We start from the raw sequence: 15,007 nt of genomic DNA, 5'->3' as shown, positions 1-15,007 counted from the left end.
CTGGCGGCCTCATCCGCCGATGTAGCTCATCTCGACGCGCCGGGGCGCTGCCGCGTCGGGGGCGCTGTCGTCGGGGCCGCGCAGGGCGCGCAGCTCGGAATAGCGGTCGGCGCGGCCCTGCCAGATGTGGCCGATGGCGGAGGCGATGTCGCCGTCGCTCGCGCCATCGCGCAGCATCGGGCGCAGGTCGTGGCCGTGGCTGGCGAACAGGCACAGGTACAGCTTGCCCTCGGTCGACAGGCGCGCGCGGCTGCAGTCGTGGCAGAAGGCCTGGGTCACGCTGCTGATCACGCCGATCTCGCCGCCGCCGTCGGCATAGGCCCAGCGCTGGGCGGTCTCGCCGGGCGTGGTGGCTTCGAGCGGCACGAGCGGAAACTCGGCCGCGATGCGGGCGATGACCTCGGCCGAGGGCAGCACCTCGTCCATGCGCCAGCCGTTGGTGGCGCCCACGTCCATGTACTCGATGAAGCGCAGCACGACCTTGCCGCCGTGGTGCTCGCGGAAGTAGCGCGCCATCGGCAGGATTTCCTGCTCGTTGGTGCCGCGCTTGACCACCATGTTGACCTTGATCGGGCCCAGGCCCGCGGCCAGGGCGGCGTCGATGCCTGCCAGCACGTCGGCCACCGGAAAGTCGACGTCGTTCATGTGGCGGAACACGGCGTCGTCCAGGCTGTCCAGGCTCACGGTCACGCGCTGCAGGCCGGCGGCTTTCAGCGCGGCGGCCTTGCGTTTCAGCAGCGAGCCGTTGGTGGTGAGCGTGAGCTCGAGCGGGTCGCCGCCGGGCGTGCGCAGCTCGGCCAGTTGGGCGATGAGCCCCTCGATGTGCTTGCGCAGCAGCGGCTCGCCGCCAGTCAGGCGGATCTTGTGCACGCCGTGCGAGGCGAACAGGCGCGCCAGGCGCGTGATTTCCTCGAAGCTCAGCAGGGCGCTGTGCGGCAGGTACTGGTAGTCCTTGTCGAACACGTCCTTGGGCATGCAGTAGCTGCAGCGGAAGTTGCAGCGGTCGGTCACGCTGATGCGCAGGTCGGTCAGCGGACGGCCCAGCCGGTCGGCCAGCAGGCCGGTGGCGGGCACGGCAATGTCCGGCGCGGCCACGACGGCGTGGCCGGCCTGAGCGATCGGAATGACGGTGCTGCTGCTTTTCTTCATGGGGCGATGCCGATTTTGCGCCATGGCCCGCGACCGCGCGCCATGCGGGCTACTTCAGCACTGCTGCATAGACCATGTTGCGCGCGAGGCTTCGGTAGTGGGTGCGGTACTTGGGCGATTGCAGCATCAGCACCACGAACAGCTCGTTCTTCGGATCGACCCACATGTAGGTGCCGCCCGCGCCGCCCCAGTTGTATTCGCCGCCGCCGGACGGGTAGGGCGCCTCGCCGTCGTTGCGGCGCACCGCGAAGCCCAGGCCGAAGCCGTAGCCGGGGCCAGGCAGGTACAGCGGGCCGGGCACGATGCCGGCGCCGGCGTTCGAATGGTCGGTCGTCATCAGCGCCAGCGTGCGCGGGCCGAGGTAGCGCGTGCCGTCGAGCGTGCCGCCGTTGAGCAGCATCTGCAGGAAGCGCGCGTAGTCGGACGCGGTCGACACCAGCCCGCCGCCGCCCGACTCGAACTTGCGCACGATGCGCGGGTCGTTCAGGTCGGCGCCCACGCCGAAGCTGCGGTCGCTCGGCAGCGGCTCGGCGATGCGCGGCTGGCGCGCCGGCTCGGGCACGTAGTAGGTGGTGTCCTTCATGCCCAGCGGGTCGAACAGGCGCGCCTTTTCGAACTGGTACAGCGACTGGCCCGACACCACCTCGACCACGCGGCCCAGGATGTCGGTCGAGTAGCTGTAGTCCCAGGTCGTGCCGGGCTGGTAGGCCAGCGGCAGCTTGGCCAGGCGCTGCGAGAACTCGGCGCTGGTCGGATCGCCTTCCGCAAGGTTGGCGGCGTTGTAGGCCTGCTTGACGAGGCCCGGGCCGAAGAAGCCGTAGGTCAGGCCCGAGGTGTGGCGCATGAGGTCCTGCACGGTGATCGGGCGGCGCGCGGGCACGGTCTCGAGCACCGGCTTGCCGTCGGTGCCGGGCTTCTCGATGCCGACCGTCATGCGGGCGTACTCGGGCAGGTACATCGCGACGGGGTCGTCCAGCTTCATGCGGCCGTCTTCCACCAGCATCATCGCGGCGACCGTGGTGATGGGCTTGCTCATCGAGTAGATGCGGAAGATGCCGTCGCGCGGCATCGGCGTGCCGGCGGTGGCGTCGAGCTTGCCGACCGGTTCGAACCACGCGACCTTGCCCTGGCGAGCGACCAGCAGCACCGCGCCGGGGATCTTGCCGGCGGCCACGTCGGCCCTGAGCACGTCGGTGAGCTTCTGCAGGCGTTCGCCCGACAGGCCCACCGACTCGGGCCGGGCGGTGGGCAGCGACTGGGCGGTGGCGAGCAGCGGCAGGGCGAGGCTCAGGCCGAGCAGGGCCGTGCGCACCAGGGCGCGGCGCTTCAGGAAGGTCATGCGTGTTGTCTCCGTCGGTGGTGGATGGATGGAACCGGCAGGACGGTCTTGACGCCGTCCGTGCGAACCGGTCGCGGGGCAGTGTATCGGCGGATGGGCCGCAGGGCGGCACGCGACGAGCTGGCCGATTGGCGGCATCTATGGCGCCGATATCTTGACGCAGACAATGAGAATTACTATCATTTGAACGCCTGAGTACGCAGCACAAGCACCACGCAAAGGGCTCTCTTCCAACAAGGAGCTTCCGAACCGTGCCGTACACCCTGCCAGCCTTGCCCTATGCCTTCGACGCGCTCGAACCCCACATCGACGCGCAGACGATGGAGATTCACCACGGCAAGCACCACCAGACCTACGTGAACAACCTGAATGCGGCGTTGAAAGACACGCCGCTTGCGGACACGCCGGTCGAAGCCCTCATCGCCGGTGTCGAGGAATTGCCCGAGGCGCTGCGCGCCCCCGTGCGCAACAACGGCGGCGGCCACGCCAACCACAGCCTGTTCTGGACCGTCATGGCCCCGGTGGGCGAGGGTGGCGGCGGGGCGCCTTCGGGCGCGCTCGCGCAGGCCATCGACACCGACCTGGGCGGCTTCGACGCCTTCAAGGACGCTTTCACCAAGGCCGCGCTCACGCGCTTCGGCAGCGGCTGGGCCTGGCTGGTCGTCGGTGCCGACGACAAGCTGGCCGTGGAAAGCAGCGGCAACCAGGACAGCCCGCTGATGCGCGGCATCGGCTCGGGCAAGACCCCGATCCTGGGCCTGGACGTGTGGGAGCACGCCTACTACCTGAAGTACCAGAACCGCCGCCCGGAATACATCGCGGCCTTCTACAACGTGGTGAACTGGGCCGAGGTGGCCCGCCGCCATGCCGCCGCGACCGGCGGCCGATGAGCCGAAGAGGAGCCCGCCCATGAACGACACGCAGCTGCAGGGCACGGTGGCCACAGCGCCGCCGCCAAGGTCGCCGCGCTCGGTGCGCGAATGGATCGGCTTTGCCATCGTCGCGGCCGGCGCGCTGGCGCTGGCGTCGCAGTTCTGGTCCTTCGTGCGCGCCGACCCGCTGGTGTGGAACGCGCTGCGCGGCGGTTCGGTGGCGGCGCTGGCGACCGCGCTGGGCACGCTGCCGGTGCTGTTCTCGCAGAGGTTGCCCGACAAGCTGCAGGACACGCTGTTCGGCTTCGGCGCCGGCGTGATGCTCGCGGCCTGCGCCTTCTCGCTGATCATTCCCGGGCTGGACGCCGCCAAGTCGATCGGCGTCTTCGGCGGCGGCGACTGGGCGGCCGGCGGCGTGATCGGCACGGCCATCCTGCTGGGCGGCCTGGTGCTCATGACCATGGACCGCGTGCTGCCGCACGAGCACTTCATCAAGGGCCGCGAAGGGCAGAGCGGGCGCCAGCTGCGCCGCACCTGGCTCTTCGTGTTCGCGATCGCGCTGCACAACGTGCCCGAGGGCCTGGCCATCGGCGTCGGCTACGCGGCCAACAACGGCGTGCGCGCCGATGCGCTCGCCACCGGCATCGCGATCCAGGACGTGCCCGAGGGGCTGGTGGTGGCCGTGGCGTTGCTGGCGGCGGGTTACAGCCGCCTGTTCGCGGTGCTGATCGGCATGGCCTCGGGGCTGGTGGAGCCGCTGGGCGCCGTGCTCGGCGCGGCGGTGGTGGGGCATTCGGCGATGCTGCTGCCTTGGGGGCTGGGCTTCGCGGCGGGTGCGATGCTGTTCGTGATCAGCCACGAGATCATTCCCGAATCGCACCGCAAGGGGCACGAAGCCTATGCGACCAGCGGGCTGATGATCGGCTTCGTGCTGATGATGCTGCTGGACACCGCGCTGGGCTGACGCCCGGGCGCGGCGTCGTCAGCCTCAGCCGTGCTTGACGGCGATGGTTTTCAGGGTCGTGAAGCCGTACAGCGCCTCGAAACCCTTTTCGCGCCCGTAGCCCGACGACTTCACGCCGCCGAACGGCAGCTCGACGCCGCCGCCCGCGCCGTAGTTGTTGATGAACACCTGGCCGCTCTTCACGCGCCGGGCCATGCGGAACTGGCGCGCGCCGTCGGCCGTCCAGACGCCGGCCACGAGGCCGAACTGGGTGGCGTTGGCGAGCGCCACGGCTTCGTCCTCGTCGGCGAACTGCATCGCGGCGAGCACGGGGCCGAACACTTCTTCCTGCGCCAGGCGATGGCCCACGGGCACGTCGCGCAGCAGGGTCGGGGCCTGGTAGAAGCCGGTCTCGGGCGCTTCCTCGACCACCACGCCCTGCGCCACCATCGGGATGCCGGCGTGCTGCGCATCGCTCAAAAAGTCCCACACGCGCTGCTGCTGCGTCTGGCGGATCAGCGGGCCGACGTCGAGGTCCATTGCCGCGGGGCCGACGCGCAGGGCTTCGAAGGCGTGGCCCAGGCGCTCGAGCAGGGGCTCGTAGATGTCGCGCTGGATCAGCACGCGCGAGCCCGCCGAGCAGGTCTGGCCGGCGTTCTGCACGATGGCGTTGATCACCACGGGAATCACCGCGTCCAGGTCGGCGTCGGCGAACACGATCTGCGGGCTCTTGCCGCCCAGCTCGAGCGTGACCGGGCAGTGCCGTTCGGCCGCCACCTGCTGGATCAGCGTGCCGATCTTCGGGCTGCCCGTGAAGCTGATGTGGTCGATGCCTTCGTGGCGTGCGAGCGCGTCGCCCACCTCATGGCCGTAGCCCGTCACGATGTTGAGCGCGCCGGCCGGAAAGCCGACCTCGGCCGCCAGCTGCGCCACGCGGATCAGCGAGAGGCAGGCGTCTTCGGCGGGCTTCACCACGCACACGTTGCCGGCCGCCAGGGCGCCGCCCACGCTGCGCCCGAAGATCTGCATCGGGTAGTTCCACGGAATGATGTGGCCCGTGACGCCGTGCGGCTCGCGCCAGGTGAAGACGCTGTAGCCGTCCTGGTAGGGAATGGTCTCGCCGTGCAGCTTGTCGCAGGCGCCGGCATAGAACTCGAAATAGCGCACCAGCGCCACCGCGTCGGCGCGGGCCTGCTTCACGGGCTTGCCGCAGTCGCGCTGCTCGATGAGCGCGAGCTCGTCGACGTGCTCGGCGATCTTCTGCGAAAGCTTGAAGAGCAGGCGGCCGCGGTCGGCGGCGCTGACCTTGTGCCACACGCCCTCGAAGCAGTCGCGCGCGGCGCGCACGGCGGCGTCGATGTCGGCTGCGTTGCTGCGCTGGATCTCGTCGAAAGGCTGGCCGTCCGACGGGTCGATGACGGGGAGGGTGCGGCCGGAGGCGGAGGGAACGTCCGCGTTGGCGATGTAGTTGAGCTGCATGGGGCGAGATTTTGCGCGAAGCCCGCCCCGCGCGTGGCGCCCCGGCCGGCCCGCCTTACTTCGCCGCGGTGGCTTTGGGCAGCGCGCGCACGGCGTTCAGCATGCGCTCGACATGCTTGTCGGGGTTGAGGTTCTGGTAGTAGTAGGCGACCTTGCCGTCGGTCGCGATCACGTACGACAGGCGGTTGGCGAAGTCGGGCCGGGTCTGCATCAGCGCATCGAAGCCCTGGATCACGGTCTTGCCCTGGTCGGAGGCCACCGGAAAGCGGCTCTGGCACGACTTGACCGAGAACTTGGAGAGCGTGTCGATGTCGTCGGCCGACACGCCGATCACCGAGGCGCCCAGCGCGGCGAACTGGTCGACCGCCTCGGCGAAGGCGTGGGCCTCGATGGAGCAGTCGTTGGAGTCGGCCGCCGGAAAGAAGTACAGCACCACCGGCCCCTTGGCCAGCGCCTCGGCCAGCGAGTAGCGGAAGGTCTTGCCGCCGAGCGCGGCCGTGGCCGTGAACTTGGGCACCGGGTCGCCGATGTCGAGTGCGGCGTGGGCAGTGGGTACCCCGGCGGCGAGGGCCGCGGCCCACAAAGCGGTGCGCAAAAGGAGCGATCGGGCCATGATGTAACTCCGAAGCGAAGTGAATCGAATTCTAGGACGACGCTTCGCAAAATGGGCCCCGTTGAAACCGCCGCGGGAGGACCGGCGTACATCAGGGCAGTGGCATCCACAACGACAAGAGGAACCCGACCATGAACGCCTGGGCCCGATCTCTTCTGCGCACGGCGCTGGCCGGCGTGCTGCTGGCATTGCTCGGCGCGTGCGGCTCGCTGCCGCCGGCGCGCGAACGCCCGGCCGAACACGCCGCCGCCGCCGACCCGGGCACCGCGCTCGCGAAGATCGTCGCGGCCTCCACGCCGCCCGGCGAGCATTCGGGCTTCCGGCTGATGCCGCTGGGCGTGTACTCGCTCGACGCGCGCCTGCAGCTCGCGCAGCGCGCCGAGCGCTCGCTGGTGGTGCAGTACTACCAGCTCGAGAACGACGCCACCGGCCGGCTGCTGCTGCGCACGCTGCGCGAGGCGGCGGCGCGCGGCGTGAAGGTGCGGGTGCTGGTGGACGACCTGTACACGGTGAAGAGCCAGCAGCTGTTGCTGGCGCTGTCCGAGACGCCCAATGTGTCGGTGCGCCTGTTCAACCCGTTCTGCTGCGCGCGCGACGGGTTCCTGTCGCGCTTCGTGGTGTCGATCTTCGACATCCATCGGCTCAACCACCGCATGCACAACAAGCTCTTCATTGCCGACGGCGCGATGGCGGTGGTGGGCGGGCGCAACATCGCCGACGAGTACTTCGTGCTGAGCGAGGCGCAGAACTTCATCGACATGGACGCGCTGGTGGTCGGCAAGGTGGTGCCGCAGCTCGAGAGCATCTTCGACGCCTACTGGAACAGCGACCAGATCTGGCCCATTGCCGAGATCGTGCGCAAAGAGGCCGGCGCCGCCACCTTCGATGCCGAGATCGGCATGTCGGGCCCGCCGCCGAAGGTCGTGCTGCCGCCTTCCGACATCCTCGGCTACGGCCCCATCGCCGAAGAGCTCGACGGCGGCCGCATGGGCCTGCTGTGGGGCGAGGCGCGCGCCATCGCCGACCCGCCCTCCAAGCCCACGACGCTGACGGCCGAGGACGCCATTGCCACCAGCGTGACGATGAAGGTCTGGGCGCTGCTGCTCGACGCCAAGACCGAGGTCGACCTGACCTCGCCCTACCTCGTGCCGGGCGAGCGCGGCATGGCCGCCTTCGAGGACCTGGCCAAGCGCAAGGTCAAGCTCACGCTGCTGACCAATTCGCTGGCCGCCAACGACGAGCCGCTGGTGCACACCGGCTACGCGCGCTACCGCGAGCGCCTGCTGAAAGGCGGCGCTGACCTGTACGAGCTGAGCCCGCAGCGCACCACCGCGAGCATGCGCTTCGGCAGCTTCGGCAACTCGCTGGGCCGGCTGCACGCCAAGACCGCCGCCATCGACAAGACGCGCATCTTCATCGGCTCGATGAACCTCGACCCGCGCTCGGCCAGCCAGAACACCGAGATGGGCGTGGTGGTCGACAACCCGCAGCTGGCGCGCGAGATGCTGCGCATCATCCACGTGAGCAAGCTGCAGAACTCGTACCGGCTGCGGCTGTCGAAGGAGGGCGGCACGCTCGAATGGCTCACGAACGACGGCGAGAAAGAGGTGATCCTCACCTCGGAACCCGAGTCGGGTTTCTTCCAGCGCCTGTACAACACCCTGATCTCCCCGCTGGTGCCCGAGATGCTGTTGTAGCCTCGGGGGATGGCGCAGACCTTCACTTCTCTTTCGGCTCCGCAGGTCATGCTGTGGGGCCTGCTGTTCTTCGGCGGCATCTACCTGGGTTTCGGCGCGCTCACCTGGCTGCTCACGAAGCGCGTGCTGCCGGCGCTGGGCATCGGGCGCGCGCTCGATCCGCGGCCCTTGCAGCCCGGCCAGCTGCGGCGCGAGCTCACGCAGTCGGGCATCTCGGTGCTGATCTTCGGGCTGGGCATGGTGTTTCCGTGGGGGCTGCTGCAGCTGGGCTGGGCGCGACTGGAGCCCGACGCGGGCTGGCGCCGCATCGGCATCGAGATCCTCGTGCTCGCGGTGTGGAACGACGTGCATTTCTGGCTCAACCACCGGCTGCTGCACACGCGCTGGCTGCGGCGTTTTCATGGGCCGCACCACCGCTCGTTCGTGACCACGCCATGGGCCACCTACAGCTTTCATCCGATCGAGGCGCTGATGCTCGGCAACGTGATCCTGCTGCCGATGGTGCTGCACGACTTCAGCTTCTGGTCGCTGGCGTCGGTGCCGGTGTTCAGCCTGTTCTTCAACTGCGTCGGGCATTCGAACTACGACTTCGTGCCCGGCGTGTCGTACAGCCACTGGTTCGCCGCGAGCCGCCGTCACCACCTGCACCATGCCGTGCACAACGGCAACTACGGCTTCCAGTTCACCTTCATGGACCGGCTGTTCCGCACGCGCATCGCGGCCGATGCGGCCGAGCCGCTGTTCCAGGCGTTTCGAAAGAAGCATGGCGCCACGACGGCCTGACGCGCGCCATCGGCTGCCGCGGCTGCGCCACTGGCGCGACTGGCAAAGCCTGGCGTACCTCGTCGCCTTGCCCGCGCTGGCGGCGTGGCAGTGGGTGCACGGTTTCCAGGTGGTGCCGTATGCGCTGATGCTGTTCCTCACGCTCGGCATCGGCGTGATCCACCACAACCACGTGCACCTGCGCATGTGGCGCGGGCGGCGCATGAACCGGCTCACCGACTTCTGGATCACGCTGCTGCAGGGCCATCCGACCTTCGTCTTCTGGCCCGCGCACGTGGCCAACCACCACCGCCATCGCCATGGGCCGAAGGACGTGGCGCGCACCTACCGCTTCGGCGGCGACACCAACCATCTGTGGGGCTACCTGCTGCACCCGTTCCAGGCCGTGTGGGTGCTGACGCCGCTGTTCTTCGGCTGGCTCGCGCGGCTGCACCGGCACCACCGCGGCGCCTGGCGCTACTGCATGGCGCAGTACGCGCTGTGGCTGGCCAGCTGGAGCGTGCTGCTGGCGATCGACTGGCGCAAGGCATTGCTGTTCGTGATCGTGCCGCAGCTGCACGGTCTGCATTGGCTGCTGGCCACCAACTACCTGCAGCACGCGCACGCCGACGGCCGCAAGACGCCGCGCAAGGAGGCACCCGGCGATACCCGCGGTAGCCAGCTGAACTACGCGCGCAATTTCGAGGGGCTGGTGAACCCCTTGCTGTTCAACATCGGCCTGCACACCGCACACCACGAGAACCCGCATGCCCATTGGTCCGAGCTCACGCACCTGCATCACACGCGCTACCGCGCGCAGGTGGCACCCGCGCTCAACGAGGGCGGGCTGGTGCCCTACATGGTGCGCGTCTTCGTGCTGGGGACCGTGTGGCCGCGTTTTCGCAGCCGCTCGCTGATGCCTCCCGATTCACCTATTGCCTGAACCCATGCCCGTTTCATTCCAACGCGTGTACCTCGAAAGCGCCGGCTATTTCATGCCCGGCGAGCCTGTTCCCAACGACCGCATGGACGCGTACATCGCGCCGCTCAACCGCATGTCGGAGCGCATCAAGCGCCGCATCCTGGCCGAGAACGGCATCCTCACGCGGCACTACGCGATCGACGAAGAAGGCGTGACACGCCACACCAACGCGCAGTTGGCGGCCGGCGCGATCCGCGACTGCCTGCAGCGCAGCGGCGCCGAGCTGTCGCGCGTGTCGCTGCTGGCCAGCGGCTCCTCGGGCGGCGACACGTTGATGCCCGGCTTCGCCAACATGATCCAGGGCGAGCTGGCGGCGCAGCCGATGGAAACGCATTCGGTGCACGGCATCTGCGCGGCCGGCGTGTCGGCGATCCAGACGGCGGCGCAGGGCATCGAGCTGGGCGCGCACCGTTCGGCGCTGGCGGTGGCCAGCGAAATGCCGTCGCGCCTGTTCAAGCGCTCGCGCTTTGCCGCGCGCGGCTACGAGACCGACTTCGACTCGCACTTCCTGCGCTGGATGCTGTCCGATGGCGCGGGCGCGCTGCTGCTGTCCGACGGCACGCCCGCGCTGGCTGGCAAGCCGGGGCTGCGCCTGAAGTTGAAGTGGGTGCACCAGCGCGCCTTCTCGGGCGACTATCCGGTGTGCATGCAGCTGGGCCTGACCGAAGACCGTGCGCGCGGACACCTCGATTTCGGCTCGTGGGCCGAGGCCGAGGCGGCCGGCGCGCTGTCGCTGCGCCAGGACATCCGCCTCTTGCCCCACCTGTTCGACATCGGCATCCACGAGTACGCGGGCCTGGTGCGCGACGGCTGGGTCGATCCGAAGCGGGTCGACCATTTCCTTTGCCACTACTCGTCGGAAAAATTCATCCCGGTGGTCGAAGACCTGATGGCCAAGGCCGACCTGGCGATTCCGCGCGAGCGCTGGTGGAGCAACCTGGCGTGGCGCGGCAACACCGGCGCGGCATCGATCCTCGTGATGCTGGCCGAGTTCCTGCACACCAAGGCGCTGAAGCCGGGCGAGCAGATCTTCTGCTACGTGCCGGAGTCGGGGCGCTTCATGGCGGCGTACATGCTGCTCGAGGTCGAAGCCGTCGATGCGGCGCCCGTCGTGATCGCGCCCCGCGCGGCGGCGGTGACGCCCGACGACGACCTCGTCATCGCACCCCCGCACGACCCGGCCGCCGCGCCCGAAGGCCTGGGCGCCTTGCTCACCGAGCTGGCCGCCATCTGGCACGACTACCGCTCGCGCGTGTGGCGCACGCCGCTGATCCGCCAGATCCGCGAGCGCCGCTTTGCCGTGCCCGACTACCTGAACTGGATGGAGCAGTGGGTGCCGCAGGTGCGCGAAGGCAGCCTGTGGATGCGCGAAGGCGCCGCCTCGCTCAGCGAGCCGTACCGCATGCTGTCGTCGCTGATCGACGTGCACGCGGGCGAGGAGCAGAACGACTTCAACATCCTCTTCAGCGACTACCGCAAGGCCGGCGGCACGGTCGAATCGATCGACGAACTGCGCCGCAACCCCGGCGGCGAGGCGCTCAACGCCTACCTGCACGGCCTGGCCGCCACGCGCGACCCGATCGGCCTCCTGGGCGCGATCTACATCATCGAAGGCACGGGCCAGCGCATCGTGCCGGCGCTGCTGCCGCTGCTCAAGGCCAGCCTGAAGCTGCCGCCCGATGCGTTCCGTTTCCTCGAGTACCACGGCCACAACGACGAGCACCACTTGAACCGCTGGCTCGCCGCGGTCGAGATGGTGATGGCCGTGGAAGGGCAGGCCCGCGCCGCCCGCCAGATTGCCGACACCGCGCGCCACACGGCGGCGCTGTACCTGATGCAGTTCCAGCACATCACTGAGCGAATGCCCCATGGATCGAACGCCTGAGTTTTTGAAGCAAGCCCACGACGAGCGCGACCCCAGCCCCTGGCTGGCGCTGTACCTCGACCAGAGCACGCCGCTGCCCGACGACGTGAAGGCCGCGTGGCTGGCCGACTCGAGCGCGGCCTCGCGCCAGTACCTGCTGCCGTTCCTGCGCCCGATCGCGCGGCTGACGATCATCCTGATCCAGATCGTGAAGGTGTTCGTGCCGCGCAATTGGTCGCACTCGATGCTGCTGCACCGCTTCCTGGCGTGGGGGCTCAAGCGCTTCGTGTCGCCCGAGGCCAACTGGCTGATCCTGCGGCACTTTCACCTGGGCTCGCAGGTGCTGGCCTTCATCGGGCGCAACTCGCCCGCGCCCGTGGGCACGTCGCCGCTGGAACCGGCCGACATCGACGCGCTGAAGGACGAGATGTTCCTGAAGCACGACCTGAATTTGTTCAACTTCGTGATCCGGCTGAACACGGCGCTGCGCGACAAGGGGCTGGCGCTGTGCAAGGCCGAGCAGGTCGATTTCTCGATGATCCAGCCGCCGGCGTTGCGGCTGGAAGACATGCCCCAGGGCAAGCTCAATTTTCTCGACCTGCAAAGCGCCATCGAGCTGTTCACGCCGTTGTACCAGCTGATGCTGACCGACAACGATTTCTGGCGCGCCGCCAACTCCTTGCAACTGGACGAAACCATCGGCATCTACGCGGCGACGATCCTGAACGCGCCGGAGCACCTGATCCTGGTCAACAACAAGCATCCGCTGGTGCCACTGTCGACTTTGCGGGCCGGGCACCGGCTGGTGATCCACGGCCTGTCGACCGAAATGCTTCACAGCCTGCTCCAGCGCATGCGCGCTGCGCAGGAAGCCATGTCGACAGAGACACTTCCGCGCGACCCGCCCCTTGCATAGGGGTATGCTGTCCCCACATGCAAACCATGAACACGACCCGAAATCCGTCCCCCAAGACCGATCTGGCGGTGACCCACGTGCTGGCTCAACTGCTGGAGAGGCTTGAGCACAGCGCCGTGCCGGTTGGTGCCGAGCAGTACCGCTCGGTGGTCGAGCACCTGGTGCATGAATTCGAAGACGTCGAGCCCGGTGCCGAATTGGGGCAGTTGCTCGATGCCTATCCGGCCGCCTCCGAGGTCTACGAAAATATGAATTACCAGCACGCCGGCCTTTGCCGCTCGGCGCTGGACGTTTCCCTGGCCGCCGAAGGCGCAGCCAGGGAAGCCATTGCCCGCGCCATGCGCGGTGACGAATCGAACAAGGACAAGATGCATGGCCAAGGGTGAAGTGAAAACGGCAGTGGTGGCGGACGGGCTGCGCTACAAATCGAAGGCGCCGGGCTCTCCGTTCCGCGCCTCGGCGTCGTTCAGCGGGGCCACGATGTCCTGCTTCATGTGCGGCAAGCACCGCGTGCGTTCGCAGCTGCGCACGCGCCAGGTGCTGGGCAAGTCGCAGACCGTCTGCGCGCCTTCGTGCAAGGCGCTCGACGAGGCCCTCGAGGCCGAAGCATCGTCGAGCTGAGCGCCTAGCACGGCGCCGCGTCGCGTTGGCGACATGGCCTCATCGGCATGTCGTCGATTGCCTTCCATCCCGGTCGCAATCGATATACAGTTGGACACAAATGATGCAAGTAATTGCATTTAATCTAAAGTTCTAATTTGTAGCCGATGACCACTCAAATCCAGCAAGAAGGCGATCGGTGCCCCGCAGCGGGCGTGGATTTTTCTCTGCGTGGAGGGCCTGAGCTGTGAACAAGCCACGTCACGTCGTCATGCAGGTCGTCAAGCGTTCGTCCGGCAGCGCCACGCACCACGTCGAATTCCTCATGGACGACAACTTCGCCGAGCGCCTGCGCCAATTGCGCTCGCTGGTGCCGCCGCTGGGTGCCCTCAACAAGCAACGCGACCTCGTGATCGACAAGGTTCGCGTGCGCCTGCCCAACGCCATCTGGCGCTCGGGCAACGAGATCGCGATCGACGGCGGGGTGGACGGCTCCTGCATCGTGATTGCGGCCGAGGGCTCGTTCAACTGCGGCGGCAAGGACCGCCGCACACGCGAAAAACTCGTGACCTACAACTTCTCGATCGCACGCTTGATCGAGCTGCACGGCGAACGCCCCGAAGGCGAAACGCTCTACATCCGCGACGGCGTGTTCGCGAATGACGAGCCCGCCGAATCGCCGGCCGGCCGCTGGGTGGCGTCCATGCACGAACTCGAAGTGGTGATGCGCGTGCCCGATGCGCCGTCCGATTTCGACACGCTGCACGACCTCACGTTGCGCGCCGACGGGCAGCCGACGCAGGCGGGCGCGCTGAGCCCGCACCGCGCCAGCATCTACTGACGAACTCAGGCCGACGTGGCTGCAGGCGTGCCCACGGGCGTGAACTGCGCGCCGTTGTCGGCCAGCCAGCGCGCCGAGAGGCTGCTGTCCTGCTGGTCGGGGTGGAAGTCGCTGCGCAGGTACTGGCGCCAGCCCGCGAGATTGCCCCGCAGCAGGCCGCCGCGGCCCAGCAGGATGCGCGCGGCGCTCTTCCAGGTGGCCCACTTCCACAATTGCTTTTCATGCCGCAGGTTGTCGACCGTCTGGCGCATCAGGTCGCCGAGGAACATCACCGTCACGCGGCGGAACCAGCGCGTGCGCCATTCGTCGGAGCCGCCCGCGGCCTTGTAGATGTCGAAGGCCACGCTCTTGTGCTCCAGCTCTTCCGCGCTGTGCCACAGCCACATCGTGCGCAGCCGGGGCTCGGCGCCGTCGAGGATCTCGGGGCGGGCCAGCAGCCACTCGGCGAACATGGCCGTGAAGTGCTCGGTGGCGGCCGTCACGGCCAGCGCGTGGCGCGGATCGGCGCCGTCCATCAGTTCCATGCGCTGGCTGGCGCGCTCGGTCCAGCGGTCGACCAGGCCCTGCTGCTCCAGGTGCGCGTTGAACAGCGAATGGATGCGCCGGTGCGTCGCCTCCTGGCCGATGAAGCCGCGCACGTCGGCGCGGTGGCGTTCCTGCACCTCGGGCGGCAGCGTGGCCATGGCGTCGCGCACGGCGTCGATGAAGAACTGCTCGCCAAAGGGGAAGCTCATCGACAGGGCGTTGAAGAAAGCCGTCGAAAACGCATCGCCGCCGCACCAGTCGCGCGAGAAGGGCGGTTGCAGGTCGATCAGCAGGCGGCGGACTACGAGTTCGGTCATGGGGTGGCAATTCCTGAGTTCGAGGGTAAAAGTTGGTACAACTCCGTACCGCGTGCCGCCATGGTGCAATTGTGAGCTGGTACTGTCAAGTACCAAGGCGTAGGAGAA

The 15,007-nt window shown here is 68.2% G+C and carries 15 protein-coding genes; 10 read left to right on the top strand and 5 right to left on the bottom strand.

The genetic code is table 11. The annotated features are described in order from the left end of the window. Window positions 1–9: 9 nt before the first annotated feature. Window positions 10–1,149 (bottom strand): GTP 3',8-cyclase MoaA, encoded by a 1,140-nt coding sequence (moaA, locus tag ACAM42_RS19525; protein WP_369629080.1) that lies wholly within the window; start codon window positions 1,147–1,149, stop codon window positions 10–12. Between the two features lie 49 nt (window positions 1,150–1,198). After that, a complete protein-coding gene (locus ACAM42_RS19520; protein WP_369629079.1) occupies window positions 1,199–2,488 on the bottom strand; it encodes a serine hydrolase domain-containing protein in 1,290 nt (429 codons plus the stop codon). Window positions 2,489–2,739: 251 nt separating this feature from the next. Between ACAM42_RS19520 and ACAM42_RS19515 the strand changes: the two genes are divergently transcribed. Further along, entirely contained in the window at window positions 2,740–3,378 is a 639-nt protein-coding gene (locus ACAM42_RS19515) for a superoxide dismutase (protein WP_369629078.1), read from the top strand. A 19-nt stretch (window positions 3,379–3,397) separates the two neighbouring features. After that, window positions 3,398–4,324, top strand: coding sequence for a ZIP family metal transporter (locus ACAM42_RS19510; RefSeq protein WP_369629077.1), 927 nt, complete (start codon window positions 3,398–3,400; stop codon window positions 4,322–4,324). Between the two features lie 24 nt (window positions 4,325–4,348). Here the strand turns inward: ACAM42_RS19510 and ACAM42_RS19505 are convergent, their stop codons facing one another. Both ACAM42_RS19505 and ACAM42_RS19500 read right to left on the bottom strand, forming a co-directional pair. After that, on the bottom strand, window positions 4,349–5,782 hold the full coding sequence (locus tag ACAM42_RS19505; protein WP_062473096.1) for an aldehyde dehydrogenase family protein: 1,434 nt from the start codon (window positions 5,780–5,782) through the stop codon (window positions 4,349–4,351). A 55-nt stretch (window positions 5,783–5,837) separates the two neighbouring features. Then, window positions 5,838–6,395, bottom strand: a complete 558-nt coding sequence (locus tag ACAM42_RS19500; RefSeq protein WP_095745539.1) for a peroxiredoxin — start codon at window positions 6,393–6,395, stop codon at window positions 5,838–5,840. A gap of 131 nt (window positions 6,396–6,526) precedes the next feature. Between ACAM42_RS19500 and ACAM42_RS19495 the strand changes: the two genes are divergently transcribed. The 8 genes from ACAM42_RS19495 (at window position 6,527) to ACAM42_RS19460 (ending at window position 14,057) form a co-directional block, all read left to right on the top strand. Beyond that, a complete protein-coding gene (locus ACAM42_RS19495; RefSeq protein ID WP_062473093.1) occupies window positions 6,527–8,092 on the top strand; it encodes a phospholipase D family protein in 1,566 nt (521 codons plus the stop codon). 9 nt (window positions 8,093–8,101) lie between these two features. Beyond that, window positions 8,102–8,875, top strand: a complete 774-nt coding sequence (locus ACAM42_RS19490; RefSeq protein WP_095950217.1) for a sterol desaturase family protein — start codon at window positions 8,102–8,104, stop codon at window positions 8,873–8,875. Next, window positions 8,856–9,797 (top strand): fatty acid desaturase, encoded by a 942-nt coding sequence (locus ACAM42_RS19485; protein WP_369629076.1) that lies wholly within the window; start codon window positions 8,856–8,858, stop codon window positions 9,795–9,797. The genes ACAM42_RS19490 and ACAM42_RS19485 overlap by 20 nt, the downstream gene beginning before the upstream one ends. 4 nt (window positions 9,798–9,801) lie before the next feature. Continuing rightward, a complete protein-coding gene (locus tag ACAM42_RS19480; protein WP_369629075.1) occupies window positions 9,802–11,721 on the top strand; it encodes an iron-containing redox enzyme family protein in 1,920 nt (639 codons plus the stop codon). Continuing rightward, the gene (locus tag ACAM42_RS19475; protein ID WP_369629074.1) at window positions 11,705–12,616 is read left to right on the top strand and encodes a hypothetical protein; all 912 of its coding nucleotides are present in this window, start codon (window positions 11,705–11,707) and stop codon (window positions 12,614–12,616) included. Before ACAM42_RS19480 ends, ACAM42_RS19475 begins: the two co-directional genes overlap by 17 nt. Window positions 12,617–12,633: 17 nt before the next feature. Continuing rightward, window positions 12,634–13,002 carry a hypothetical protein gene (locus ACAM42_RS19470; RefSeq protein WP_062473079.1) on the top strand — a complete coding sequence of 123 codons (369 nt, stop codon included), beginning with the start codon at window positions 12,634–12,636 and terminating at the stop codon, window positions 13,000–13,002. After that, window positions 12,989–13,237 carry a hypothetical protein gene (locus ACAM42_RS19465; RefSeq protein WP_056580179.1) on the top strand — a complete coding sequence of 83 codons (249 nt, stop codon included), beginning with the start codon at window positions 12,989–12,991 and terminating at the stop codon, window positions 13,235–13,237. The genes ACAM42_RS19470 and ACAM42_RS19465 overlap by 14 nt, the downstream gene beginning before the upstream one ends. Window positions 13,238–13,463: 226 nt before the next feature. Then, a complete protein-coding gene (locus tag ACAM42_RS19460) occupies window positions 13,464–14,057 on the top strand; it encodes a hypothetical protein (protein ID WP_070060930.1) in 594 nt (197 codons plus the stop codon). A 5-nt stretch (window positions 14,058–14,062) separates the two neighbouring features. Here the strand turns inward: ACAM42_RS19460 and ACAM42_RS19455 are convergent, their stop codons facing one another. Then, on the bottom strand, window positions 14,063–14,899 hold the full coding sequence (locus tag ACAM42_RS19455) for a metal-dependent hydrolase (protein ID WP_369629073.1): 837 nt from the start codon (window positions 14,897–14,899) through the stop codon (window positions 14,063–14,065). Window positions 14,900–15,007: the final 108 nt, after the last annotated feature.

It is taken from the genome of Variovorax sp. V35 (assembly GCF_041154465.1).
GTDB lineage: Bacteria > Pseudomonadota > Gammaproteobacteria > Burkholderiales > Burkholderiaceae_C > Variovorax > Variovorax boronicumulans.
This window is presented reverse-complemented; position numbering and strand designations above follow the sequence as displayed.

Bases quoted from the DNA above. Each gene is read 5' to 3' on its own strand.
- moaA (WP_369629080.1), bottom strand. From the start codon at position 1,149: ATGAAGAAAAGCAGCAGCACCGTCATTCCGATCGCTCAGGCCGGCCAC.
- ACAM42_RS19520 (WP_369629079.1), bottom strand. From the start codon at position 2,488: ATGACCTTCCTGAAGCGCCGCGCCCTGGTGCGCACGGCCCTGCTCGGC.
- ACAM42_RS19510 (WP_369629077.1), top strand. From the start codon at position 3,398: ATGAACGACACGCAGCTGCAGGGCACGGTGGCCACAGCGCCGCCGCCA.
- ACAM42_RS19505 (WP_062473096.1), bottom strand. From the start codon at position 5,782: ATGCAGCTCAACTACATCGCCAACGCGGACGTTCCCTCCGCCTCCGGC.
- ACAM42_RS19500 (WP_095745539.1), bottom strand. From the start codon at position 6,395: ATGGCCCGATCGCTCCTTTTGCGCACCGCTTTGTGGGCCGCGGCCCTC.
- ACAM42_RS19495 (WP_062473093.1), top strand. From the start codon at position 6,527: ATGAACGCCTGGGCCCGATCTCTTCTGCGCACGGCGCTGGCCGGCGTG.
- ACAM42_RS19490 (WP_095950217.1), top strand. From the start codon at position 8,102: ATGGCGCAGACCTTCACTTCTCTTTCGGCTCCGCAGGTCATGCTGTGG.
- ACAM42_RS19485 (WP_369629076.1), top strand. From the start codon at position 8,856: ATGGCGCCACGACGGCCTGACGCGCGCCATCGGCTGCCGCGGCTGCGC.
- ACAM42_RS19480 (WP_369629075.1), top strand. From the start codon at position 9,802: ATGCCCGTTTCATTCCAACGCGTGTACCTCGAAAGCGCCGGCTATTTC.
- ACAM42_RS19475 (WP_369629074.1), top strand. From the start codon at position 11,705: ATGGATCGAACGCCTGAGTTTTTGAAGCAAGCCCACGACGAGCGCGAC.
- ACAM42_RS19470 (WP_062473079.1), top strand. From the start codon at position 12,634: ATGCAAACCATGAACACGACCCGAAATCCGTCCCCCAAGACCGATCTG.
- ACAM42_RS19465 (WP_056580179.1), top strand. From the start codon at position 12,989: ATGGCCAAGGGTGAAGTGAAAACGGCAGTGGTGGCGGACGGGCTGCGC.
- ACAM42_RS19455 (WP_369629073.1), bottom strand. From the start codon at position 14,899: ATGACCGAACTCGTAGTCCGCCGCCTGCTGATCGACCTGCAACCGCCC.